This is a genomic window from Acidovorax sp. NB1, from assembly GCF_005405905.1.
Classification (GTDB): Bacteria; Pseudomonadota; Gammaproteobacteria; order Burkholderiales; family Burkholderiaceae_C; genus Acidovorax.
This window is the reverse complement of sequence record NZ_BJHU01000005.1, coordinates 58227-82002: the sequence shown is the minus strand read 5'-3', so window position 1 is coordinate 82002 and position 23776 is coordinate 58227. Positions and strand designations below refer to the sequence as shown.

19 protein-coding genes are annotated in these 23776 nt (G+C 63.4%); 3 read left to right on the top strand and 16 right to left on the bottom strand.

The genetic code is table 11. The features are described 5' to 3' along the window. Window positions 1-56: 56 nt before the first annotated feature. From bioB to scpA, 7 genes are all read right to left on the bottom strand, one after another. Window positions 57-1121, bottom strand: coding sequence for a biotin synthase BioB (gene bioB / locus AvAM_RS01670; RefSeq protein ID WP_137745438.1), 1065 nt, complete (start codon window positions 1119-1121; stop codon window positions 57-59). A gap of 433 nt (window positions 1122-1554) precedes the next feature. Beyond that, complete coding sequence (locus tag AvAM_RS01665) at window positions 1555-2025, bottom strand: VOC family protein (RefSeq protein ID WP_137745437.1); 471 nt, start codon at window positions 2023-2025, stop codon at window positions 1555-1557. 119 nt (window positions 2026-2144) lie between these two features. Continuing rightward, window positions 2145-4193, bottom strand: a complete 2049-nt coding sequence (locus AvAM_RS01660) for an acetyl/propionyl/methylcrotonyl-CoA carboxylase subunit alpha (RefSeq protein ID WP_137745436.1) — start codon at window positions 4191-4193, stop codon at window positions 2145-2147. A 22-nt stretch (window positions 4194-4215) separates the two neighbouring features. Next, window positions 4216-4668 carry a PH domain-containing protein gene (locus AvAM_RS01655; RefSeq protein ID WP_137745435.1) on the bottom strand — a complete coding sequence of 151 codons (453 nt, stop codon included), beginning with the start codon at window positions 4666-4668 and terminating at the stop codon, window positions 4216-4218. A gap of 18 nt (window positions 4669-4686) precedes the next feature. Further along, complete coding sequence (locus AvAM_RS01650) at window positions 4687-6219, bottom strand: acyl-CoA carboxylase subunit beta (protein WP_137745434.1); 1533 nt, start codon at window positions 6217-6219, stop codon at window positions 4687-4689. Window positions 6220-6256: 37 nt separating this feature from the next. After that, entirely contained in the window at window positions 6257-7285 is a 1029-nt protein-coding gene (gene meaB, locus AvAM_RS01645) for a methylmalonyl Co-A mutase-associated GTPase MeaB (RefSeq protein WP_137745433.1), read from the bottom strand. After that, window positions 7282-9450, bottom strand: a complete 2169-nt coding sequence (gene scpA / locus AvAM_RS01640; RefSeq protein ID WP_137745432.1) for a methylmalonyl-CoA mutase — start codon at window positions 9448-9450, stop codon at window positions 7282-7284. Before scpA ends, meaB begins: the two co-directional genes overlap by 4 nt. Window positions 9451-9587: 137 nt before the next feature. Here scpA and AvAM_RS01635 point away from each other — a divergent pair, with 137 nt between their 5' ends. Further along, on the top strand, window positions 9588-10223 hold the full coding sequence (locus AvAM_RS01635) for a GntR family transcriptional regulator (RefSeq protein ID WP_137745431.1): 636 nt from the start codon (window positions 9588-9590) through the stop codon (window positions 10221-10223). A gap of 63 nt (window positions 10224-10286) precedes the next feature. Here AvAM_RS01635 and AvAM_RS01630 read toward each other — a convergent pair whose 3' ends face one another. Next, window positions 10287-11453 (bottom strand): GGDEF domain-containing protein, encoded by a 1167-nt coding sequence (locus tag AvAM_RS01630; protein ID WP_137745430.1) that lies wholly within the window; start codon window positions 11451-11453, stop codon window positions 10287-10289. Window positions 11454-11745: 292 nt separating this feature from the next. Between AvAM_RS01630 and AvAM_RS01625 the strand changes: the two genes are divergently transcribed. Continuing rightward, the gene (locus AvAM_RS01625; RefSeq protein WP_137745429.1) at window positions 11746-13608 is read left to right on the top strand and encodes a long-chain fatty acid--CoA ligase; all 1863 of its coding nucleotides are present in this window, start codon (window positions 11746-11748) and stop codon (window positions 13606-13608) included. A gap of 110 nt (window positions 13609-13718) precedes the next feature. On the opposite strand, the gene AvAM_RS01620 is transcribed toward AvAM_RS01625, so the two are convergent. Beyond that, window positions 13719-14834, bottom strand: coding sequence for a saccharopine dehydrogenase family protein (locus AvAM_RS01620; protein WP_137745428.1), 1116 nt, complete (start codon window positions 14832-14834; stop codon window positions 13719-13721). Between the two features lie 146 nt (window positions 14835-14980). Between AvAM_RS01620 and AvAM_RS01615 the strand changes: the two genes are divergently transcribed. Beyond that, the gene (locus tag AvAM_RS01615) at window positions 14981-15460 is read left to right on the top strand and encodes an Lrp/AsnC family transcriptional regulator (RefSeq protein ID WP_137745427.1); all 480 of its coding nucleotides are present in this window, start codon (window positions 14981-14983) and stop codon (window positions 15458-15460) included. 70 nt (window positions 15461-15530) lie between these two features. On the opposite strand, the gene AvAM_RS01610 is transcribed toward AvAM_RS01615, so the two are convergent. The 7 genes from AvAM_RS01610 to AvAM_RS01580 form a co-directional block, all read right to left on the bottom strand. After that, window positions 15531-16118, bottom strand: coding sequence for a lysophospholipid acyltransferase family protein (locus tag AvAM_RS01610; RefSeq protein ID WP_137745426.1), 588 nt, complete (start codon window positions 16116-16118; stop codon window positions 15531-15533). A 262-nt stretch (window positions 16119-16380) separates the two neighbouring features. After that, window positions 16381-17673, bottom strand: coding sequence for an HD-GYP domain-containing protein (locus tag AvAM_RS01605; protein ID WP_137745425.1), 1293 nt, complete (start codon window positions 17671-17673; stop codon window positions 16381-16383). A gap of 696 nt (window positions 17674-18369) precedes the next feature. Then, window positions 18370-20079 carry a hypothetical protein gene (locus AvAM_RS01600; protein ID WP_137745424.1) on the bottom strand — a complete coding sequence of 570 codons (1710 nt, stop codon included), beginning with the start codon at window positions 20077-20079 and terminating at the stop codon, window positions 18370-18372. Between the two features lie 2 nt (window positions 20080-20081). Continuing rightward, the gene (locus tag AvAM_RS01595; RefSeq protein WP_137745423.1) at window positions 20082-20348 is read right to left on the bottom strand and encodes a hypothetical protein; all 267 of its coding nucleotides are present in this window, start codon (window positions 20346-20348) and stop codon (window positions 20082-20084) included. Between the two features lie 69 nt (window positions 20349-20417). Beyond that, window positions 20418-20900 carry a hypothetical protein gene (locus tag AvAM_RS01590; RefSeq protein ID WP_137745422.1) on the bottom strand — a complete coding sequence of 161 codons (483 nt, stop codon included), beginning with the start codon at window positions 20898-20900 and terminating at the stop codon, window positions 20418-20420. A gap of 422 nt (window positions 20901-21322) precedes the next feature. Continuing rightward, window positions 21323-22909, bottom strand: a complete 1587-nt coding sequence (locus AvAM_RS01585) for a YfjI family protein (protein WP_137745421.1) — start codon at window positions 22907-22909, stop codon at window positions 21323-21325. Further along, window positions 22902-23717 carry a toprim domain-containing protein gene (locus AvAM_RS01580; protein WP_249367868.1) on the bottom strand — a complete coding sequence of 272 codons (816 nt, stop codon included), beginning with the start codon at window positions 23715-23717 and terminating at the stop codon, window positions 22902-22904. Before AvAM_RS01580 ends, AvAM_RS01585 begins: the two co-directional genes overlap by 8 nt. Between the last annotated feature and the right edge of the window lie 59 nt (window positions 23718-23776).

The following is a 23776-nucleotide window of genomic DNA, read 5'->3' as shown; positions in this document are numbered from 1 at the left end:
TCCGACCGCTCACCGGGCGCGCCATTCAGCGCCATCCCGGTGCGGCGCGCCGAGCCTCAGGCGTGGTGGTGGGCGTGCTCGGCCTCGGTCGTGGTCGTGCGGTGGCCGTTCAGGCCCAGCTTGGCCAGCAGCTGCACGTCGGCATCCACATCGGGGTTGCCCGTCACCAGCAGCTTGTCGCCGTAAAAGATGGAATTGGCCCCGGCCATGAAGCACAGCGCCTGCACTGCTTCCCCCATTTGCTGGCGGCCTGCCGACAGGCGCACGCGCGCCTTGGGCATGGTGATGCGGGCCACGGCGATCATGCGTACAAAGTCGAACGGGTCAATAGGGTCGCTGTCGGCCAGCGGCGTGCCGGGCACGCGGACCAGGCTGTTGATGGGCACGGACTCGGGGTACGGCTGCAGGTTGGCCAGTTGTTCAATCAGGCCTGCGCGGTGCACCGGCGCCTCGCCCATGCCCACAATGCCGCCGCAGCACACGCTGATGCCCGCGTTGCGCACGTTCTGCAGCGTGTCCAGCCGGTCCTGGTAAGCGCGGGTGCTCACCACGTCGGTGTAGTACTCGGGGGCGGTGTCCAGGTTGTGGTTGTAGTAGTCCAGACCCGCATCCTTGAGCGCCTGCGCCTGGTGCGATTCGAGCATGCCCAGCGTGGCGCAGGTCTGCAGGCCCAGGCCCTTCACGGCGCCAATCAGGGCGCTCACTTTCTCAATGTCGCGGTCCTTGGGCGCACGCCAGGCCGCACCCATGCAAAAGCGCGTGGCACCAGCGTCCTTGGCAGCCTGGGCGGCGCGCACCACCTCCTCCACTTCCATGAGTTTTTCGGCTTTCACGCCCGTGTCGAACTCGGCCGCCTGCGGGCAGTAGCCACAGTTCTCGGGGCAGCCACCGGTCTTGACCGACAGCAACGTCGCCAGTTCGATGTCACCTGCGGGCCAGTGCTGGCGGTGCACGGTTTGCGCCTCAAACAGCAGGTCCATCAAGGGCTTATCCAGCAGAGCCTGGATGGCCTCGACCGACCAGAGGCCTGGGGCCATGGGGGCTGGGGTGCGGCGGTGCAACTGAATCGGTTGTGCGGACTGCACTGCGGGGGCAGCGGTAGGAGCCAGGGTGGCGGACATCGGGTGGGTTCCTTTAATCAAGGCGTTGGCCCTGTGGCGGCGGGTTGCCAGCCTGGGGCCAGGGTTGCTTACTCGGTCATCGATCCTTCGGCACGCACCGCCCGGTTCATGGGGTTGGGGCTGGGTGCGCAGCGGCTGGGGCGGATTCTGGAGGAGAAAACGGCACAAACGCACGCTGCAGGGTCACAAAAAGTGCCAACAAAAAGCCGGGCACAACAGCTGGCAAATACCGATGTTTTTGAGCGCTGAAGACAGCGTTTTCCACACATTTGGCGGCCATTGACCAGCACCGCTCAATGCCCCTTCCCCACCTGCAGGCAACAGGCCGCCATCTGCAGTTATCTGTGGCGCAACAGCGCTCGCCCCGGGCTGAAGATGAGCGACGTTGCCGCAGGCTTGGCGCTCGTTGGAGGGCCAAAACCAGGCAAAACGCTCAGCCCAGCGCCGCAATCACATCCGCCGGGGCCTGCACCAGCTCAATCAGCACGCCCTCGCCCGCAATCGGAAACTCGTCGCTGCTCTTGGGGTGCAAAAAGGTGATGTCGTAACCCGCCGCACCCTTGCGAATGCCGCCGGGCGCAAACCGCACGCCCTGGGCTGTGAGCCATTCCACCGCCTTGGGCAGGTCATCGATCCACAGGCCGATGTGGTTGAGCGGTGTGGTGTGCACGGCAGGTTTCTTGTCGATGTCCAGCGGCTGCATGATGTCCACCTCGACCTTGAACGCGCCCTGGCCCATGGCCAGGATGTCTTCATCCACGTTCTCGCGTTCGCTCTGGAAGGTGCCGGTCTGCTGCAGGCCCAGCATGTCCACCCACAGGGTCTTCATGCGCTGCTTGTCGGTGCCGCCGATAGCGACCTGCTGGATGCCCAGGACCTTGAAGGGACGTTGGGGGTTGGTCATGATTACTCCTGATTTGATAGCTGCCAGCGCTTAATGGATGCGCGGAAACGGCCAAAAAAATTCAAAAAAAGGGGCGCAAGGCCCCTGGGGATGGATGGGTTACGGGACCGCAGGGCCGGTCACTGGAATTCCAGAATGATCTGGTCCACCGCCAGCGACTCGCCCTTGCCCGCTGTGATCTTGCCCACCACGCCGTCCTGCGCGGCGAAGAGGATGTTCTCCATCTTCATGGCTTCGATCACCGCCAGCTTTTCGCCCGCCTGCACCTTCTGGCCGGGCTGCACCGCCACATCGACCAGCAAACCGGGCATGGGCGAGAGCAGGAACTTGGACAAGTCTGGCGGCGCCTTGAAGGGCATGAGCTTGTGCAGCTTGGCGCCCAGCGGCGACAGCACCAGCGTGTCGATCTGCGTGCCGTTGTGCGCAATGCGCAGCGCCAGCGGGTTTTTGCCCACGCCCCGCTCCACCTGCGCGGTGAAGCCCTGGCCGTTGCACGCGCCCTGCACACGGATCTGGCCCAGCGTGGCATTGCTACTGATCTGATAGCTGTTGCCGCCCACCTGGATGGCGCTGGAGCCCGATTTGTCTTCAAAGTCAGACACCGTCACCGCGTGGTGCTGGTTCTGCCCTTCGGCGCCCAGCGTGACCACCACAAACTCCTCGCCCACCTTCACCTCATGCCCGGCCAGCTGGCCGCTGATGCCCGAGGCACGCGCGCGGTAGCGGCGGTGCATGAACGCAGCCAGCGCCACCAGGAACATCGGGTCGCTGTGGGGCACATCCTCGGCGTGGAAGCCCTTGCCGTAGTTCTCGGCGATGAAACCGGTGTTGAAGTCGCCCGTCACGAACTTGGGGTGCGCCAGCAGCGCGGCCTGGAACGGGATGTTGCTGCTGATGCCACGAATCACAAAGCCGTTGAGCGCCGCGCGCATCTTGGCAATCGCGTCGTTGCGGTCGGTGCCGTGCACGATGAGCTTGGCGATCATCGAGTCGTAGTACATGGGGATCTCGCCGCCTTCGTACACGCCCGTGTCCACCCGCACGCCCAGCTTCTTGCTGGTGTCGGACTGGAACATGGACTCTTCCGGCGGCTGAAAGCGCACCAGGCGGCCGGTGGAAGGCAGGAAGTTGCGGAACGGGTCTTCGGCGTTGATGCGGCACTCAATGGCCCAGCCGTCGCGCTTCACATCGGCTTGCGTCAAAGGCAGCTTTTCGCCTGCGGCCACGCGGATCATCAGCTCCACCAGGTCCAGGCCAGTGATGCATTCCGTCACCGGGTGCTCCACCTGCAGGCGGGTGTTCATTTCGAGGAAGTAGAAGTCTTGGTCCTTGCCGACCACGAACTCCACCGTGCCCGCGCTCTGGTACTTCACCGCCTTGGCCAGTTGCACCGCCTGCTCGCCCATGGCCTTGCGGGTGGCGTCGCTGATGAAAGGCGACGGCGCCTCTTCGATCACCTTCTGGTGACGGCGCTGGATGGAACATTCGCGCTCGTTCAGATAGATCACGTTGCCGTGGCTGTCGCCCAGCACCTGGATCTCGATGTGGCGCGGCTCCTGCACAAACTTCTCGATGAAGATGCGGTCGTCGCCAAAGCTGTTGCGGGCTTCGTTCTGGCAACTGGTGAAGCCTTCAAACGCTTCCTTGTCGTTGAACGCCACACGCAAGCCCTTGCCGCCGCCACCGGCCGAGGCCTTGATCATCACGGGGTAGCCAATGCTCTTGGCAATCTCCACCGCCTGCTCGGGGCCGCTGATCGCGTCGTTGTAGCCCGGGATGGTGTTGACCTTGGCCTCGTTGGCCAGCTTCTTGGACGCAATCTTGTCGCCCATGGCCGCAATCGAGTGCGCCTTGGGGCCGATGAAGGCAATGCCTTCGTCTTCGCAACGCTTGGCAAAGGCTTCGTTTTCGCTCAAGAAGCCGTAGCCGGGGTGCACGGCCTGTGCGCCGGTCTGCTTGCAGGCGGCAATGATCTTGTCGGCCAGCAGGTACGACTCGCGGCTGGGCGCAGCGCCAATGTGCACGGCCTCGTCGGCCAGCTTGACGTGGCGGGCTTCCTTGTCGGCGTCGGAGTAGACGGCGACGGTGGCGATGCCCATTTTCTTGGCCGTTGCAATCACTCGGCAGGCGATTTCGCCACGGTTGGCGATCAGGATTTTGGTGAACATAACAAGTTCCTCGAAACGGAATTCAAAAACCAGTGATGTGGGCTGCTGGGCAGCGTTCGCGCAGGCAGTCCACAAACCGTTGTTTCTCACGCGGGGACACGAGCACACTGCGGGCAACGCCGTACTGCACCAGAATACGGTCCAGCGACAGCGCAGGCGACGACAGCCAGCTGCGAGACGGCGACACCGCCCGCACCTCACTCAAGGCGATACTCCAGCGAAACGGGCCGCTGCGGATGCGCAGCTCCTCCCCCGTCACGGTGTAGTTCGTGTCCAGCAGCAACCAGATCGGTAGCACCAGCGTCACCAGGACGACGCCGGCCAGCACGGCCCTCTCAGCGCTGGACGTGGAGAACAGCACCATCGGGGCCGCAATGCTCAAGCACGTGAAACCCGCAGCCACGGCAATGCCAGAGATCCAGGCATCCACCTTGGACACAAAGAATGCGCGCGGCACTGGCAACACGAAGGTCATAGCGCTTTCGCTCAGTGGTCAGAGAGGGATGTTCCCGTGCTTGCGCCACGGGTTTTCCAGCTTCTTATCGCGCAGCATCACCAGCGACCGGCAGATGCGCTTGCGCGTCTCATGCGGCAGGATCACGTCGTCGATAAAGCCACGCGCACCGGCCACAAACGGGTTGGCAAAGCGCTGCTTGTATTCGGCCTCGCGCGCGGCCAGCTTCACGGGGTCGTTCTTGTCTTCGCGGAAGATGATTTCCACCGCGCCCTTGGCGCCCATCACCGCAATTTCTGCGTTGGGCCAGGCCAGGTTCACGTCGCCGCGCAGGTGCTTGCTGCTCATCACGTCGTACGCGCCGCCGTAGGCCTTGCGGGTGATGACGGTGATCTTGGGCACCGTGCATTCGGCATATGCGTACAGCAGCTTGGCGCCGTGCTTGATGATGCCGCCGTACTCTTGAGAAGTGCCGGGCATGAAGCCGGGCACGTCCACAAAGGTGACGACGGGGATGTTGAATGCATCGCAAAAGCGCACGAAGCGCGCGGCCTTGATGCTCGACTTGATGTCCAGGCAACCGGCCAGTACCAGCGGCTGGTTGGCCACGATGCCCACGGTCTGGCCTTCCATGCGGGCAAAGCCAATGATGATGTTCTTGGCGTACTCGGGCTGCAGCTCGAAGAAGTCCCCGTCGTCCACCGTCTTGAGGATCAGCTCCTTCATGTCGTAGGGCTTGTTGGGGTTCTCGGGCACCAGGGTGTCCAGGCTCCGATCCATGCGGTCGGCCGGATCGTTGCTGGGGCGAACCGGGGCCTTTTCGCGGTTGTTGAGCGGCAGGTAGTTGTACAGGCGGCGCAGCATCATCAGCGCCTCCACATCGTTCTCAAACGCCATGTCGGCCACACCGCTCTTGGTGGTGTGTGTCACGGCGCCACCCAGTTCTTCGGCCGTCACTTCTTCGTGCGTCACGGTCTTCACCACTTCGGGGCCGGTCACGAACATGTACGAGCTGTCCTTCACCATGAAGATGAAGTCGGTCATGGCGGGCGAGTACACGGCGCCACCGGCGCTGGGGCCCATGATCATGCTGATCTGCGGAATCACGCCGCTGGCCAGCACGTTCTTCTGGAACACGTCGGCATAGCCGCCCAAAGACGCCACACCTTCCTGGATGCGCGCACCGCCCGAGTCATTGAGGCCGATGACAGGCGCGCCCACCTTCATCGCCTGGTCCATCACCTTGCAGATCTTCTCGGCATGCGTTTCAGACAGCGCACCGCCAAACACCGTGAAGTCCTGGCTGAACACAAACACCAGGCGGCCGTTGATCATGCCGTAGCCCGTCACCACGCCATCGCCGGGGATCTTGTTGTCCTCCATGCCAAAGTCGGTGCAGCGGTGCTCGACGAACATGTCCCATTCTTCGAACGTGCCGTCGTCCAGCAGCAGCTCGATGCGTTCACGCGCCGTGAGCTTGCCCTTGGCGTGCTGCGCATCAATGCGCTTTTGCCCGCCGCCCAGGCGTGCCAGCGCACGCTTTTTCTCCAGTTGTTCCAGGATGTCTTGCATGGTCGTCCTTTGGTGAAATCAGTTGCTTGTCTACTATTTATTTGATAGCTGCTTGCGCTGGATGGGTGTGCGCTAGCAGCAGATTTCGTGCTGCAGTCGATGCCGCAATGCGCCCGGCGGCCACATCGGCCTGCATCTGGGGCAGCAGCTCTTTGACCTGCGGGTGCTGGCGAAACGCGAGCTTGAGGCCCGCGTCGATGCGCTCCCACATCCAGGCCAGCTCCTGCTTCTCACGCCGCGTGGCCAGGCGGCCGTTGGCGGTTTGCAGTTGGCGGAACTGCGTGACGGCGGCCCAGAAGCTGTCCACGCCCTGCCCCAGCAGCGCGCTGATTTGCACGACTTTGGGGTGCCACAGGGCTTCGTTGTGGTGCGCGTTCTCGGGGTTGCCGTGCTGGCTCAAGAGGCGCAGGCTCGACGTAATTTGCGCCTCGGCGCGCGTGGCAGCGTTCTTATCAATGTCGGCTTTGTTGATGACCACCAGATCGGCAATCTCCATCACGCCCTTTTTGATGGCCTGCAGGTCGTCGCCCGCGTTGGGCAACTGCATGAGCACAAACATGTCCGTCATGCCTGCCACCGCAATCTCGCTCTGGCCCACGCCCACGGTCTCGACGATGACCACGTCGTAGCCTGCGGCCTCGCAAACCAGCATGGCCTCGCGCGTCTTCTCTGCGACTCCGCCCAGCGTGCCGCTGCTGGGGCTGGGGCGGATGTAGGCCTTTTCGTGCACTGAGAGGTGCTCCATGCGCGTCTTGTCGCCCAGGATGGAGCCGCCCGAGACGGTGCTGGAGGGGTCAATGGTGAGCACGGCCACGCGGTGGCCTTGGCCGATGAGGTACAGGCCCAGCGCCTCGATGAAGGTGGACTTACCGACACCAGGCACGCCGCTGATGCCGAGGCGGAAAGCCTTGCCCGTGTGCGGGAGCAACTGGGTCAGCAGCTCGTCGGCCAGGGCCCGGTGGTCCACCCGCGTCGATTCGAGCAGGGTGATGGCTTTGGACATAGCGCGGCGTTGCACTGCCGCCGTGCCGTGCACCACCCCCTCCAAAAGCGCCGCAGGGGTCACGCCACCGCCTTGCGAATCTGCTCCAGCACATCCTTCGCGCTGGCCGGAATCGGCGTCCCAGGGCCGTACACGCCCTTCACGCCCGACTCGTACAAAAAGTCATAGTCCTGCGCCGGGATCACCCCGCCCACAAACACGATGATGTCGTCCGCGCCCTGGTCCTTGAGCGACTGGATGATGGCGGGCACCAGCGTCTTGTGACCGGCGGCCAGGGTGCTCACGCCCACGGCGTGCACGTCGTTTTCAATCGCCTGGCGCGCGCATTCCTCAGGGGTCTGGAACAGCGGGCCCATATCCACATCAAAGCCCAGGTCTGCAAACGCGGTGGCTACCACCTTGGCGCCACGGTCATGGCCGTCCTGGCCCAGCTTGGCAATCATCACGCGCGGGCGGCGGCCCTGCTCTTCGGCAAAGGCGTTGATTTCGGTCTTGAGTTTGTCCCAGCCCTCGGCCGAGTCGTAGGCAGCTGCGTACACACCGGTCACCTTTTGTGTATCGGCGCGGTGGCGCCCAAAAACTTTCTCCAGCGCGTCCGACACCTCGCCCACGGTGGCGCGCAGGCGCACGGCCTGGATGGAGAGGTCCAGCAGATTGCCCTCGCCGCTTTCTGCTGCAGAAGTAAGAGCATCCAAGGCTTGCTGGACGCGCGCAGAGTCGCGTTTTGCCCTGATATTTTTCAGCCGCTCGATCTGCCCCTCGCGCACTTTCATGTTGTCGATCTGCAGGATATCGACGGGGTCTTCCTTGGCGAGCTTGTATTTGTTCACGCCCACGATCACGTCCTTGCCGCTGTCGATGCGCGCCTGCTTCTCGGCGGCGGCGGCTTCGATCTTGAGCTTGGCCCAGCCGCTGTCCACGGCCTGGGTCATGCCACCCATGGCCTCGACTTCTTCAATGATCTTCCAGGCGGCGTCCATCATGTCCTGGGTCAGCTTTTCCATCATGTAGCTGCCAGCCCAGGGGTCGATCACGTTGGTGATGTGGGTCTCTTCCTGGATGATGAGCTGCGTGTTGCGTGCGATGCGGGCGCTGAATTCGGTGGGCAGGGCGATGGCTTCGTCGAGCGCGTTGGTATGCAGCGATTGCGTGCCGCCAAACACGGCCGCCATGGCCTCAATGGTGGTGCGCACCACGTTGTTGTACGGGTCCTGCTCGGTGAGCGACCAGCCCGAGGTCTGGCAGTGCGTGCGCAGCATCAGGCTCTTGGGGTTCTTGGCGCCGGTCTCTTTCATGATGCGGCACCACAGCAGGCGGGCCGCGCGCATCTTGGCGACTTCGAGGTAGAAGTTCATGCCGATGGCCCAGAAGAAGGAGAGGCGCCCGGCGAAGTCGTCCACGTCCAGGCCCGAGGCCATGGCGGTCTTCACGTATTCCTTGCCGTCAGCCAGGGTGAAGGCCAGCTCCAGCGCCTGGTTGGCCCCGGCTTCCTGCATGTGGTAGCCCGAGATCGAGATCGAGTTGAACTTGGGCATGTTCTTGGCCGTGTAGCCAATGATGTCGCCAATGATCCGCATGCTCGGCTTGGGCGGATAGATGTAGGTGTTGCGCACCATGAACTCTTTCAGAATGTCGTTCTGAATGGTTCCGCTGAGCTTGTCCTGGCTCACGCCCTGCTCTTCTGCCGCCACCACATAGCCCGCCAGCACGGGCAGCACGGCGCCGTTCATGGTCATCGACACGGACACCTTATCGAGCGGGATCTGGTCGAACAGGATCTTCATGTCCTCGACCGAGTCGATCGCCACACCGGCCTTGCCCACGTCACCGGTCACGCGGGGGTGGTCGCTGTCGTAACCCCGGTGGGTGGCCAGATCGAATGCCACCGACACGCCCTGCCCGCCTGCGGCCAGCGCCTTGCGATAGAAGGCGTTGGATTCTTCAGCAGTGGAAAAGCCTGCGTACTGGCGAATGGTCCAGGGGCGCACGGCATACATCGTGGCCTGCGGGCCGCGCAGATAGGGCTCGAAGCCCGGCAGCGTGTTGGCATACGGCAGGCTGGCAGTATCTTCGGCGGTGTAGAGCGGCTTGACGGTGATGCCGTCGGGTGTCACCCAGTTGAGGGCATTCACATCGCCGCCTGGTGCGGACTTGGCAGCGGCCTTGGCCCAGGCCTCCAGTGAAGAAGCAGCAAACTCAGGGGCGTTGTGGGGGGCAGTGTCACTCATGGCGAAGGCTTCTCCGAAGATGGCGGTGGGTGCGTGAACAGGCGCAAACGGCGCGCGGGCAGATCCCGATGTGGCGGCGAGTTTACATCATTCATAATTATTGATTCAAAATATTCCTCGCAGCTTACAATCCGCCCATGTCTGCCCTTACCCTAACGCCCCGCGCCCTGTACGAAGAAGTCGCCGAGCAACTGCGCCAGCGCATCTTCCGCCGCGAGCTGGAGCCCGGCAGCTGGATTGACGAACTCAAGATTGCCGAAGAATTCGGCATCAGCCGCACGCCACTACGTGAGGCGCTCAAGGTGCTGGCCGCCGAAGGCCTGGTCACGATGAAGGTGCGCCGTGGCGCCTATGTGACGGAGATGAGCGAAAAAGACCTGCGCGACGTGTACCACCTGCTCAGCCTGCTGGAGAGCGACGCCGCAGGCGTGGTGGCCGAGCGCGCTACCGAGGCCCAGTTGAAAACGCTGCAGGACCTGCACGCCGAGCTGGAAGCCGCCGTGGCCGACCGCGAGAAGTTCTTTGCCATCAACGAACGCTTTCACATGCACCTGCTGGAGATGGCCGACAACCGCTGGCGCAGCCAGATGGTGGCCGACCTGCGCAAGGTGATGAAGCTCAACCGCCACAACTCGCTGTTCAAGCAAGGACGCATCGAGGATTCGCTGGGCGAACACCGCGCCATCCTGGCCGCCATGCTGGCGCGCGACGCCAAGGCCACGGCCAAAGCCATGCAGGCGCACTTTGCGCAGGGGCTGGAAGCGGCGACCTGATTGCCGCCTGCGCGGGATCCGGATCAGGCCGGGCACCCTCAATGCCCGGCTTTCGCGCTCTTTTCAGGAAGCGATTTCCACCCGGTTGCGCCCGGCCGCCTTCGCTGCATAAAGCGCTTCGTCAGCGCGGCGCAGCAGGCTGTCAAAGTGGGTGTCTTCAGGGCGGAGCACCGCCAGGCCAATCGACACCGTCAAGGGCAGCGCCAGGTCGCCCGCCGTGAAGGGCGCCTGGGCCACCGCGTTGCGCAACCGCTCGCCAGCGGCCAGGGCGTCCTGCGGCTGCACATGGTCAAACAGCACCACAAACTCTTCCCCGCCTTGGCGCGCAGGCAGCTCTGCCCCACGGCAGGCCGATTGCAGGCGCCCCGCCACGTGCTTGAGGGCCACGTCGCCCATCTCGTGGCCGTGCTCGTCATTGATGCGCTTGAAGTGGTCGATGTCCACAATCGCCAGCCCGAACCCGCCAGATGCTGCACTGGCACGGACTTGCTCAAAGCGCTGCAGCCCCATCTCCACCAGCGTGCGGCGGTTGGGCAGGCCGGTCAGGTAGTCGGTGGAGGCGGCGCGCTCCCATTGGCGGCGGATCCGCTCGGAGCACATCAGCAGAAAAGCGGTGGTTCCGATCACCGGCAAGGTGGCCGCCACCATGGGCGTGGCGATGTTCATCCAGGCCCCGGCCCCCAGCACACTGAATGCGGGGTTCACCCCTATCGCGATGAAATAACCCGCACGGAACAGCACAAACACGGCCACTGCCGTGAACAGGCCTGCCATCACGCGCCGGCTGCGGGCGCCATCGCGGCGCTCCTGCGAGACCAGCACCACAATGCAGGCCACCATCAGCACCGACCAGACCACCGACACGGTCAGGATGCGCCCACCCACGTCAGCCGTCCCCAGGGTCAGCCAGAACACGGCCGCTGTCCCCAGAATGGCGGGCACCATCACCCACAGCTTGTCCTTGAGACCATAAAACTGCCGTAGTGCGCGCAGATAACCGGTGAACCCGAACATCACCAGCGCATTGGCCAGGGCCAGCGTGTAGGTCGGCGGGTTCAGGCCCTGCGCAGCAAACAGGATGGAGCCCCCGGCAAACAGCAGCGTGGCAATGCGCCAGCTGGCCGCAGCAGGCCGCATGGGCAAAGGCAGGTCCTTGTGCATCAGCCCAAGAACCCCACCGTTTGCCAGCATCATGAGTGTGGCAATGAAGAAGATGGTGATGGGGTCCATGGGTTGGCAGGTAGGGCGTGAGCCTGGCTGGTGGAATGGCACCTATTGTGCCCATGGCGCCTGTGGCATTGACATGGCCGGGCTGCAGCTAGCGGCCGAGCGTGCCAAGCGGCATTCCATATTCAGGAATGCACCATTCCTCACAAACCAGCCCCACGGATAGACGCTCCGGGCACTGGCGCTGGCTATGATCATCGGGTTTGCCCTGATCAGTGCCAGACCCTCCCAGCGACGCGCTCCATTGGAGCGCGACCGACTGCAAGCCCCATTGCGGGCCCTTTTCGCGAGCCAGATGACCTCCGCCACGACCCCCACCCGAATTTCCGACGTTCAGACACTGCCTCAATTGCTGGCTTTCCGGGTGGGCCAGACGCCCCAGCGCGAGGCCTTCCGGGCCTACGACACTGCCAGCCAGTCCTGGCAAAGCCTGAATTGGGAACAAGCCGCAGGGCGCATCGCCACCTGGGCCCAGGCGCTGGCAGCGCTGCAGCTGCCCACAGGCGCCCGCGTGGCCATCCTGCTGCCCAATGGCCTGCACGCCATGTGCGCCGACCAGGCCACGCTGGCCACGGGCTGTGTGCCGGTGCCCCTGCATGCCATCGACAACCCCGGCAGCATTGCCTACATCCTGGCCGACTGCGAGGCCTCGATGCTCATCGTGGGCCAGGCCGAGCAGTGGGAAAAGATCCGCGCCGTGGGCACACCCTTCCCGGCCCTGCGCGCTGTGGTGATCACCGATGACGACACATCAACCTTCACTGCCACCGCCGCGTCGGCCGACAGCCCCGCAGTGGGTTCGCTGGTGCAGTGGCTGGCGGGAGCAGGTGCAGCCCCGACCCTTTCCACCACGCCCCCCGGCGCGGACGATCTGGCCGCCATCGTCTACACCTCGGGCACCACAGGCAAACCCAAGGGCGTGATGCTGACCCACCGCAACGTGGTCAACGACGTGAAGGCCGTGCTCGACCGCATCGCCCCCACGGTGGACGACGTGTTTCTGTCGTTCCTGCCGCTGTCGCACACCTTCGAGCGCACGGGGGGTTATTACCTGCCCATTGCTGCGGGTAGCTGCGTGGCTTATGCGCGCTCGGTGGCGCAACTGGCCGAGGACCTGAAGACCGTGCGCCCCACCGTGCTGGTGTCGGTGCCACGCATCTATGAGCGCATCCACGCAAAGCTGCTCGAAAAACTCTCGCCCACGCCCTGGAAGATGCAGCTGTATGAAGCCGCGCAGAACAAGGGCTGGGCCCGCTTTTGCGCCGCGCAAGGCCTGCCCGCCCCAGCAACCAGCGAAAGCCAGGCGGCGGGCTGGATGGCCGCCCTGCCCTGGCCCCTGCTACAGGCGCTGGTCGCCAAGCCACTGCTGGCCCAGTTCGGTGGCCGCGTGCGCGTGGCGGTGAGCGGCGGCGCGCCGCTGTCACCCACCATTGCCAAATGCTTTCTGGGCCTGGGCCTGCCGCTGGTGCAGGGCTACGGCATGACGGAGACCGCGCCTGTAGTGTCGGTGAACTCCCTGGACGACAACGACCCCGCCTGCGTGGGCAAGGCCCTGCCCGGCGTGGAGGTGCGCATTGGCGACAACCGCGAGCTGCAGGTGCGCGGCCCCATCGTGATGAAGGGCTACTGGAAACGCCCCGAAGACACAGCCAAGATCCTGAGCCCCGACGGCTGGCTGGGCACCGGCGACCAGGCCGAGATCGTGAACGGCCGCATCTACATCAAGGGCCGCATCAAGGAGATCATCGTCACCTCCACCGGCGAAAAGGTGCCACCAGGCGACCTGGAGCTGGCCCTGCTGGCCGACCCGCTGCTGGAACAGACCTTTGTGGTGGGCGAGAACCGCCCCTTCATCGCCTGCGTGGCCGTGCTCAAGGCCGACGAATGGCAACGCCTGGCCACTGACCTGGGCCTGCCCGCACAAGACGCGGCGAGCCTGAACCACCCCAGCGTGCACCGCGCCGTACTGGCGCGCATCGAGAAGAACACCGCCAGCTTCGCCCGCTATGCTGTGCCCCGCGCCGTGCACTGCACCCTGGAGCCGTGGACCATCGAGAACACCTTCATGACGCCCACGCTCAAGCTCAAGCGCAACAACCTGATGGCGCACTTTGCGGAGGCGATTGAGGGGATGTACCAGAAGCCGGGCGGGCGCTGAGCGTCTGGCACCACCGCGTCATGCCAGCAACCCCCCTTGAGCGGTCTTGAGACGGAAAAGCTCCATGGCCGTAGGAATTGCAGTTTTTGAATTCATACGGCCAATCGGCTTCATGCGGTTTTTTCCAGCGCCTGCGCCCCCTCCTCCGCATACGCCACCCCAAACCGGTTCGCCAGAACATCCCCCAGCCGCACTGCCTCTTGCCCCACAAAACCCTGCTGCGGTAGCCGCCCCTGGGCCACCAGGTCCAGCGCCGTGCAGATGCCCGCTGCCGTGGTGAGCTGGATGGCGCTGAGCCGGTGCCCCGCCAGCTCGGTGCCCACGATGCGGGCCGAGTAGGACTCCTGCACCAGCCGCCCGCCGCGCAAGCCCGCTGCGGTGGCAAAAATCACGATCACGTCCTGGTCGGTGGTGGGGATGGCGGATTCGAGGATGTCCTTGAGCAGATCGCGCCGGTCGCGCAGGCGCAGGTCGTTTAGCAGCAGTTTCAGGATCGCGTTGTGGCCTGGGTAGCGGATGGACTGGTAGTCCACCTGCCGCGCCTTGCCTGCCAGCGTCTCGGTGAGCGTGCCCAGGCCGCCGGAGGTGTTGAAAGCCTCGTACTCCACGCCATCGAGCGCAAAGGTCTCCAGCCCTTCCAGCGCGGGCACCGTGGTGCGCACGCCGTCCACAATAGCCTCGCAAGGGTTGCAGTATTCGTTGATGAGGCCTTCGGTGCTCCATGTCAGGTTGTAGCGCAGTGCGCCCTGCGGGTAGCGTGGCAGCGCCCCCACGCGCATGCGCAGGGTGTGCAAGGTGTCAAAACGCCGGGCCAGGTCGTTGCCCACGATGCCGATAAAGCCCGGCGCCAGGCCGCACTGGGGCATGAGCACGCTGTGGGCTGCGGCGGCCAGCGCGCGGATGGCCTGGGTGCTGGCCACGTCTTCGGTCAGGTCGAAGTAATGCACGCCTGCCGCAGCACACAAGGTGGCCACAGGCACGGCGCGGTGAAACGGCAGCGCGTTGAGCACGGCAAAACGCCCGTCGATGGCGGCTTGCAGGCTGGTGTCGTCTCCGATCAGACGGGTTGCTACGCCCAAAGCAGCCACCTCAGCCAGGCGGGCCGGGTCGCGGTCGGCCACCAGGATGTCGTAGTCACCGGCCTGCTGCAACAAGAGCGCCATGGCAAAGCCGATGTGGCCTGTACCCAGGATGGTGATGGCGTGGCGGGTGGAAGTGGCGGTCATGGCAGTGCTCCTGGTGTGTGCTGGCGGCCGGGCCGCAGCGTGGCTAAAGATGCCTTGATGCTAGGCAAGTGCGCTGTCAATGTGTAGCTACTAGAGCGTCGAAAAAACGTTCTTGTATCGTCAAAACGGCGAATATCATGGCCGCTATGACTGTTGAGCCCTCAAACCCCACCTCCCCGCCCACGCTGGACGCCACCGACCGCCAATTGCTGAGCCTGCTGCAGGCCAATGCCCGCGAAGGCACGGCCCAGCTCGCCCGCAAGCTGGGGCTGGCACGCACCACGGTGGTGGCGCGCATTGCGCGGCTGGAGCGTTCGGGCGTGGTGGCGGGTTATGGCGTGCGGTTGGGCGCGCGGCTGGATGCCACCACCGTGCGGGCCTGGTGCAGCATCAGCGTGCTGCCCAAGGCAGCGCCCGCCGTGCTGCGTGCGCTGGAGGCGATGGCCGAGGTCGAAGAGGTGTCGGCCGTGAGCGGGCCGTTTGACTATCTGGTGTTCTTACGCTGCACGAGCCACGAGCAGCTCGACGCCCTGCTCGACCGCGTGGGCCAGCTCGACGGGGTGCACCAGACGCAGACCAGCATCGTGCTCAGCCGCAAGATCGACCGGCGCAGCGTGGGCGCATAACTACGGTTTTGATAGCTTAAAACGCATACTGGACGCGCGGCAAGGCCGTTTTTTATCCAAATTCACTGACTCAGGCCTCGAACTGTGTCGGGTTCTTGCCCCGGATGGGCGCATAAAACGCCTTGATGGCCGCCATGTCGCGCTCCACATCGCCCGTGGGCTCGAACACCGGGCCCAGGCCGCCCACCTTGCGGCCATAGTCCACAAACGCGAGCACGATGGGCACGCCCGCCTGCTGGGCGATGAAGTAAAAGCCCGTCTTCCAGTGCCGAGTCTTACCGCGCGTGCCTTCGGGCGGCACGATGAGCTGCATGGGGCCGTCCGCCTCCCGCATGGCCTGGGCCGAGCTGGCCACCAGGTTGTTGGCCTGGCTGCGGTCCACCGGGATGCCGCCCAGCCAGCGCATCACCCCGCCAAACGGCGCCTTGAACAGGCTGTGCTTGCCCATCCAGTACACGCGCAGCCGCAGTGAAAACGCCAGCATCAGCGTGTAGGGCAGATCCCAATTGCTGGTGTGAGGCGCGGCAATCAGCACGCTCTTGCTCGCACCTGCAGGCAATTGCCCCTCGACACTCCAGCCCGTCAGGCGCAAAAAACCGCGCGACAAAAACCGCAGTGCGGTGTTAACACCCGGGGTGTCGAAAATAGTATGTTGCATAGACAGAGAAAACATGAAGCGCGCAGAAGCACTTCGGCCCGTGAGACGCTTGGCTGCAAGGCAGGTATCCGACCGGGGATCAACCCCCAGGGACACTCTGCACGAATCACCGCGCCGTGTGCATCTGCGGTCTCGGGCGGTCTGCGGCGCACACTTGCCGCTCGATTCGTGCAAAGGATCCCTAGAGAGCGTCCCGAGCGGGCGAAGCACCAAGCCCGATCAATGAAACGGAATCGATCGCCAGCCAGAATCGAAAGCCGAGTCAGTTGGCAGGTTCGACCGAAAAGTAATAAGACAGCCGTTGCTGAGGATTGAGCCACTTGAGCACGTCGAGCGGCAGAGTGGATGGGCGCAGGGCTTCGGCAATTTTAAGTTCCGGCTCGGTCTGCAGCTCCACCACAGGGGCCTCATCCTTGGGCAATTCTGGGGAGTAAACCAGCACTTGCGGGCGCAAGCTTTCTGGACCAGGCGCCACCACCAACGCCAGCGAGCCATCCGACAACTGAACCACAGTGCCCGGTGGATACACCCCCAACATCTTGACCAAGGCGCCGAGCAGCGAAGCATCATAGCGGCTTGCCTCGGACCGAAACATATGCGAAAGGGCCTCAGCAGGCATCAAAGGCTCTTGATCCAGCGCTTCGGGGGTGCATAGATTGTCATACCGATTCACCAGCGCCAAGATGGAGGCTTGTCGGCTCATCTCCCTCCTCGCCCTGGGAAAGCCCGTGCCATCCAGGGCTTCATGGTGGTCAGCTATTGCCGCGAGTGCATCCTTGCTGAACGCGCCCGACTCGTTTGCCAGCTGATAGGAAAACATCACATGCTGGTGCACAAAGGCTTCTTCGTGCTTTTTGCGCTTGATTGTCTTGAACAGTTGCGCTGGCACTTTGACCTTGCCCGCGTCATGTGCCAGAGCCGCCATCGCCAAGTCAGATAGTTCGCGTTCAGTCAGTCCCGCTTTTTTGCCTAGCAGCATGCACAGTGTCAACACATTGAGCGCATGAAACTGCGGGCCCTGCTCTTTCTTGTCACCCAACAGGTGCAGCAACACTTCTTTGCTGCGCGCAATAGCCGAGGCTGTGTCATTGGACAGGTCTGCAATCATCTGTCCTGCGGCTTTGGGAGAGCGCTGGAGGGTCAGCAAAGCCTCACGGGTTTTCCGAGCTGCATCTTCCCAAGAACGTTCAGCACGCGTAGCGGCGTCTCGTTGGCGCTGACGCTTTTGTCTCTTTTGCTCTTCCTTCAGCTTGATTTCTGCTTGCAGCGCTGCTCTTTCCGCCGCCAGCTGAGCCACCCGCTGCGCTTCCAGTTCGGCCGTGGTGGGCGGTGGGGGGACGTACTCTGGAGGCGTAACCGAGCTTTTCTCGGGAAAGTAGAACACCCTGTCATCAATTCCAAGTGACTGTATGACCGCAACATCTTTAAGGTGCTTGATCAAAAACCGATTGGAGATGAATGGATGCTCATCCCAGCGCACGTTAAGCCATACGTAGAGACCAGGCACCAACTGGCTTGGGTGTACGGCGACGGGGGTTCCTAGATTTCTCCACATGATTGAGTTCGTTATCGTACGCAACGGTATGTAAGCTTCTCAAGCGACTATAGCGATATTGATAGCAAGCAAGCGTTGCTAAATAACGTCCTTTCCGCATATTTCGAGACTTTCACTGCTTCGCTGACACGAAACTTGCTGAAACTCAATGCACAAGAGGGCGGAAGCAAAACTCAGGCACAGGGCTTTGCGTGCCAATCGCTGCGACAATTGCGGCCCCTCCCCTAGCCCAAACCGCCAAACTTCGCCGCGCGTTCCGGCACGAATGCTTTTGCGGGTGTGCCCAAAGAACCTTCTCGTGCGAGCGACCAACAACGTGCAGACAGTTTCATCCTCCCTGCCCCTCAATCCCTGGCGCATGTCCATTGCCCCCATGATGGATAGTTGCGATTTTCCAACGCTGGTGCGGGTTTTCGTGGCTTCGTGTGCGCAGCGTGTGCACTTGATCGTTCTGATCTAGCGCCTTTGCACTCCGACTCTACGCTGCCAACACATCGACAAGGTGGCCAAGCCCAAACCAAAAAAAAACGCCCAATCGGGGCGATTTGCAACGGGTACCAGCTTCACAGCGTCAGAAGGACTCAACGCGCCCCCTCGGGCTGGCTTCGCCGCGTAAACGGCGCGGGGTGATCGCCATTTGCCTCTCGCATCCCCAGGCTATGGCGAACTTCTCGCCCGGGGAGTGCTTTCATCCGATCAATCTGCTGCGCCAGTGCTTTTCACCCATCCAACTGGCGCCACCCAGCCACTGCCGAAATCCAGTCGCGCCTTGATTTCGAGGCCATCCACTTCGAACCCTTCACGCTGGGTGATTTGCACGCCCTCGGCGCCGTCCAGGTACCCGTATTCGAGCGCGTTCTGGTTGCTCGCCACCAAGTACCAGCCTGAGGCACTTGCAGCGTCCAGGCGAGGCTCAACGACTACCCCTAGCGTGTATGGCTGCACGTCCCCCGCCTTGGCCGCCACGAATGACGCAACGAGCTGGCGGGCGGTCATTTCCAACGCACTAGGTACCACGATAGCGCCGGGCTCCTGCAAGATCAGCCCCCCATCGAGGTCTTTCTGTGCGCGCAGGGCTTTCACGGCCTCGCCCAGACCGGCAAGCGTCAGCTTCTTCGTGATGAGAGTACTGCGCCCAGCATCAAACAGGTCACTGCCGTCGATCTGCGCAGGGTTTAACAGGACTGCAACCATCTCTTCAGCCTCTCGACGGGCTGCAGCCTGGCCAAACTTCTGCACCATGGTGGCAAACCCCTCCAGGTCATCATTCACCATGGCCTGGCGAGTCAATCCGATGATGCGCCCATAGGTCAGCAACCTCCAGGCGTTTGCCGTATCTGCAATCGCCCCGTATTTGAACTCCCCGTGCTCGTTCACCTTTTCGAGCGACGGCGCGTCACCCAAGCGAACGACGCTCTTTTCCCTGAAATCAGGCAGGTTTGCCAGACGTGCCACAGCCTTAAGGGGTGCGGGCAACTGGTCATAGGTCGCATGCAAAACCCGCCCGACTGCGGTGCCCAGCAAAGCAGGGAAATCGCTTGTGCCCATCATGGCGCGTTGAATGATGCGGTCACGGCTCTCACCCGTCCCCACTTGGTGGCCAGCCATCTCAAGCGCGCGTGTCGCCAGCCCAGCCATATCAGCAGCGCGGATCACGTCACCGCTGGGCCGGCCGCCCATGCGTGCAACAAGGGTCTCGACAATCAAAGCACGGCCGTCTGCATCGCCCCGCGCTTCGCGGCGCACGTTCAGGTGGCCGCCAGCGGCAACGTCGCGCGCGGCCAGCTCGTCCAGCACGGCGCGGCTTGCTTGTGCGATATCAGCGCCGCTCGCAATCAGGCGGGTGGCCAGTTCGGGAACGCCATGGCGTACGCAAAGACGGTTGATCTCTTCATGGGGTGCAATGGTGGTGGTAGGGGTGATCATGGTGTTGATGTGAGTGGCAGAACGAAAGAAGCCAGCTGCGGGGTCAGCAGGCACCGGAACAATGGAAACCTCATGGGGTTGCCAGCGGTAGATGGAGCCGCCTTCGACAGGAGTACCTTGGTCAAGCAACACGTAGCCAACGGACAGGCTTCGATGAATGCCTGCGACTACATCGGCGCGAACTTGCTGGGCCTCAGGGCTGGCCGAAAATCGCACCTCACCCACAACTCGATCACCCAGCGCGCGCAGGTTGTCGACAAGGCCGATGGACAGAGTGCTGGTGTCATGCGCCACAAGCAGTGGAAGCGGTGCACGGCTCAAGTCCACGCCGGCAGCACTGCAGTCGAGGACTTCGATCACCCCGTAACGATTGACAGGCCCGGTCGTGGCTACCGTGCAAGGGATCGCGGCATCGGGCGCGATTTCGCCAGCTGGCGGCTCAAACCGAAGTCGTCTGGTGAAGTTAGTCGTCGTGGACATGGTCAACCCTTTCCACCGCTTGCCGCCTCCCGCGCGAGTTGCTCGCGCACGGCATACGACAGCATCGAGATCAGGCCCATTGCGTCATCCACACTGAGCCTGGTCGACGCTGTGAAATCCTCACCATGAAGTTCAATCGTGAGGTCGTGGTGGAGTGCCACCCCAATCGGGCGGCGGCTGTAGTCATGGTTGCGGCGTTTGTGCGCTGTAGGCCGGGCATTGGCCAGCGTTACACCCGCATCCGAAATCTGAACAAAAGAAAGTGGCATGCATGGGCTCCGGTTGATGGATCAAATGATCCGGCCAAGCCCTGCCACAACAAACAATCAGAGCTGGCGTTACCGCTCCGCGTCTACAACTCGCAGAATATGAGGCCAACTGCGCGGCAGGTTGCTGCCATGCTCGCGGTGAAGTTCCGCCAAGTGCGCCATCACGTCACCTTCCGTGATCTCGCCTGTGCGCGCGCCGCCGACACCAGGCGAGCCGAGCAGTGCAGCGGTCTTTTTTGCGCGCTCAGTGCGGGTGCCTGGCATCTGCTGATAGATCGACCGGATGTGTGCATCACGCGCTGCCTTGCGCTCCATTGACGGCTGCGCCCGCTTCCCCTTTCCCGATCTCAGTCCCAAGTTAGCCGTGATGTCATGGTCACCACTCAGGAACCGGCGCAGGGCTGCAGCAAGGTGGGCGGCGGCGTCCTGTCGCACGGGCCTGCCCTCATCCAGCGCAGACAGCACCTCGCGCAACGTCTCCATCGGCGAAGGCTTGACCCTGCGCGGAAACCATGCTTGCTCAATGCTGAGCTTTCGGTTGTTGTCACTCATGTCCATGGTCTTCTTCACTTAACCCCCTTAGGTGGTGTGCGGAACAGTCCGAGAGTGCGGCGCGAATGACCCGCATCCGGGATAGCCCAAAGGACCCATCGTTTCGTCCACCCGATCCCGTCCACCGTCCACCGTCCACCGTCCACCGTCCACCTTTTCCAAACGCGATGCACTAGCGCAGCAATGGGGCGCGAATGACCCGTGTTAAGGCTGTGCAACTGGGACCCAACAGTTCGGTGCCTTACCCCGTCGACAGGTCGACAAAGTCGACAGACTGGGAAAGCGTGGGCGCTCAACACACTCGGAGCGGATCGGGTTTGTCGACTTTGTCGACCTGTCGACAGGGGTAGGTCTCTTTTTTCGTAAGTCATTGATATAGAAAAGAAAAGAGGTTCTAAAACTGCTTATGGCGACAAACTCAACTATGTCGACAGAGCCTTGGGGTTCACCTGATAGCAAGTGCTCGGGGGCGCTCCCTTGTTATGGCGCTTGAATGACCGCACAACGTCCTGGTGCTCCAGTCTGTCGAGGGCCTTCTGCAACCTATCCACGCTCCTAAATCGCCCCTCCTGCGCACGCTGCGCCTCGCGCTTGGTGAACTCAATCAGCCCATGCACCCGCACCCAGCGCACGATGGCCCCTGCATCCACATCGGTGGCATCGGTGCCCAGCATCCCGAACGCTGCCTGCGCATGTGGGATCAGCAGACGCGCCAGGGTCACGGCGTTGTCCATGCACTCGAACCCCACCTCCTCGGTGTCCAGGCCGGTGGTGGCCAACTGCAGCAGGGCGGCGATACGCGCCACCGCGCCGGGTAGCTTGCTGGTCCAGTCGCTGATGGATTCGTACCGCCCGCCCTCGCCCTGCTGGCGCTCGATGGCCTCGGACATATCCAGCCAGATTTCCCGCGCTGCCTCGCACAGGGTCAGGGTCTTGGGTGCAGCGATGGGTGCGGGTACACCCTCCAGCAGCTGGTGCAGGCGGTGCTCGTATTCGTCGCGCACGCCATCGGGTATCGGCGCCCGCTTGCGCACGTCGCGGCTGCCCACGTTGCTGACGGGGATGGCGTACAGGAACCGGGCCAGCAGGCCCGAGTCGCGGAACCGGCGCGAGCTGGCAACCTCAGCCATCACGCCAGGCTGCAGCAGCAGGCCAAAGGACAACGCGGGCTGGTCGATATGAGCGCTGCGCCCCGCTCGGTCCACGCGCATGGTGGTGCCTGCGTGCCCTTGCAGGAACACATCCAGGTTCGACGCCCCCCCGTTGTAGATGCCAGCCATGATCAGGAAGATTCCCGCCTCATCGCTGTGTACCGCCATGCGCTCACTATGCTCCACCAGTAGCGCCTGCAGCCGCTCGGCGGTGGTGTCGCCAGTGAACAGCCGGGGCGCCCGCAGCTCGTCGGGCATGTCGTTTTGCTCGCGCTCGATCTCTGCAGTCAGCGACTCCCGCTCGGTCGAATCCTTGGCCTTGGCTGCGTCTTGCTTCAGCCGCTCGATGCGCTTTTCCGCCACGGCCCTGACAGAACTCACGCGCACGATCTCACGGCGCACGCGGTCGCGCAGCAGCTTTTCCCAATGCACCAGCGGCCCCAGCATCGCATTCAACACCGCGCTCTTGCGGGTGCCGCTGGGCGTGGCGCTCAGGGTCCACAACGCCAACGGCTCGGTGTAGCTGTCGCCATAGGGCGCCACCTCAAACCGGCGCTGCAGCACCGTGGCCAGCACAGCCAAAGAGGACATGACCGCCAGGGCGGGCGGTGTCTGCGTGCTTTCAGCCACGGCGTGTGCCATCGCCGCCAGCCAGTCGGGCAACACGGTCACGGGAATGTCAGGCACGCGCCGCATGCCGGGCAAGATGGGGTCTGGCCACTCTGGTGGCGGTGGTGCAGGGGTCGCTGGCGCTGCCTGCTCAACCAGCTCGCGCACAGCCTCCAGGCCATCGACGGCAGCCAGGTCGTTGAAGTCGGTCAGCGATTCGGGCAGCGGGGGAAAGGTCTTTTCAACCATGGCTCACCCCCTCGAATCGAGGTACCGCCAGAAAGCCGCCCACAGCTCGCGCAGCCTCACGCGCACGGGTCAAGCCAGGATTGCCAGGGGTGCGGCTGTCATCGTCCGCGCACACCACGATGCGCACCGCTGGAAACTTCGCACGCAGCGCCCGCGCCACGGCGGACAGGTTGCCGCAGTTGAACGCAACCGCCACCGCGCAGCCCGTGGCCTGGTGCAGCGTGGCCCCGGTGGCGTAGCCCTCGCACAGCAGCAGGCTATCGGCTGGCCTGCCCATGGCGAAATAGCAGCCCGCAATGCGCCCGCCGGTCAGAAAGCGCTTGGCACCATCTGCACCAATGAACTGCAGCGTGTGCAGCACGCCCGCCGCGTCGCGGGCCGGGATCAGCAGCATGTCGCGCAACCGCCGAATGCCAATGGCGTTGATGCGCTTGCGCTCCAGATAGGGGTGGGCATTAGTCGCCGGGCGGGCCATGCGCCACAGGCGTTCAGCCTTCGCTCGCGCCTCTCCATGCACACGGTCCTGCTCTATCACCCGCGCCGCCTGCGCGGCCTGCATGTGCCGCTGCATCGCAGCCCGCTCTGCGGGTGTGGGCGGGGTGACATCCGCTTGATGCCAGTTGTGGGACTCGCCCGTTTTCCAACTGCCGAAAGCGCCCGCCAGCACAGGATGGCTGTGCAGCACATACCAGCCGTTGGTGCTGCCTGCCTTGTCACCGTCAACGCGGTAACGGCGCAGCTTGCCATCGGGCACCAGCTCCAGCGCTTTGGCTGGCGCCAGGCCCGCTAACTGCATGGCATGCAGCATCGGCAGATTGACCGGGTCAGGCCGCCGTTTGATAATCGCCCTGTCTGTTTTCTGGATAG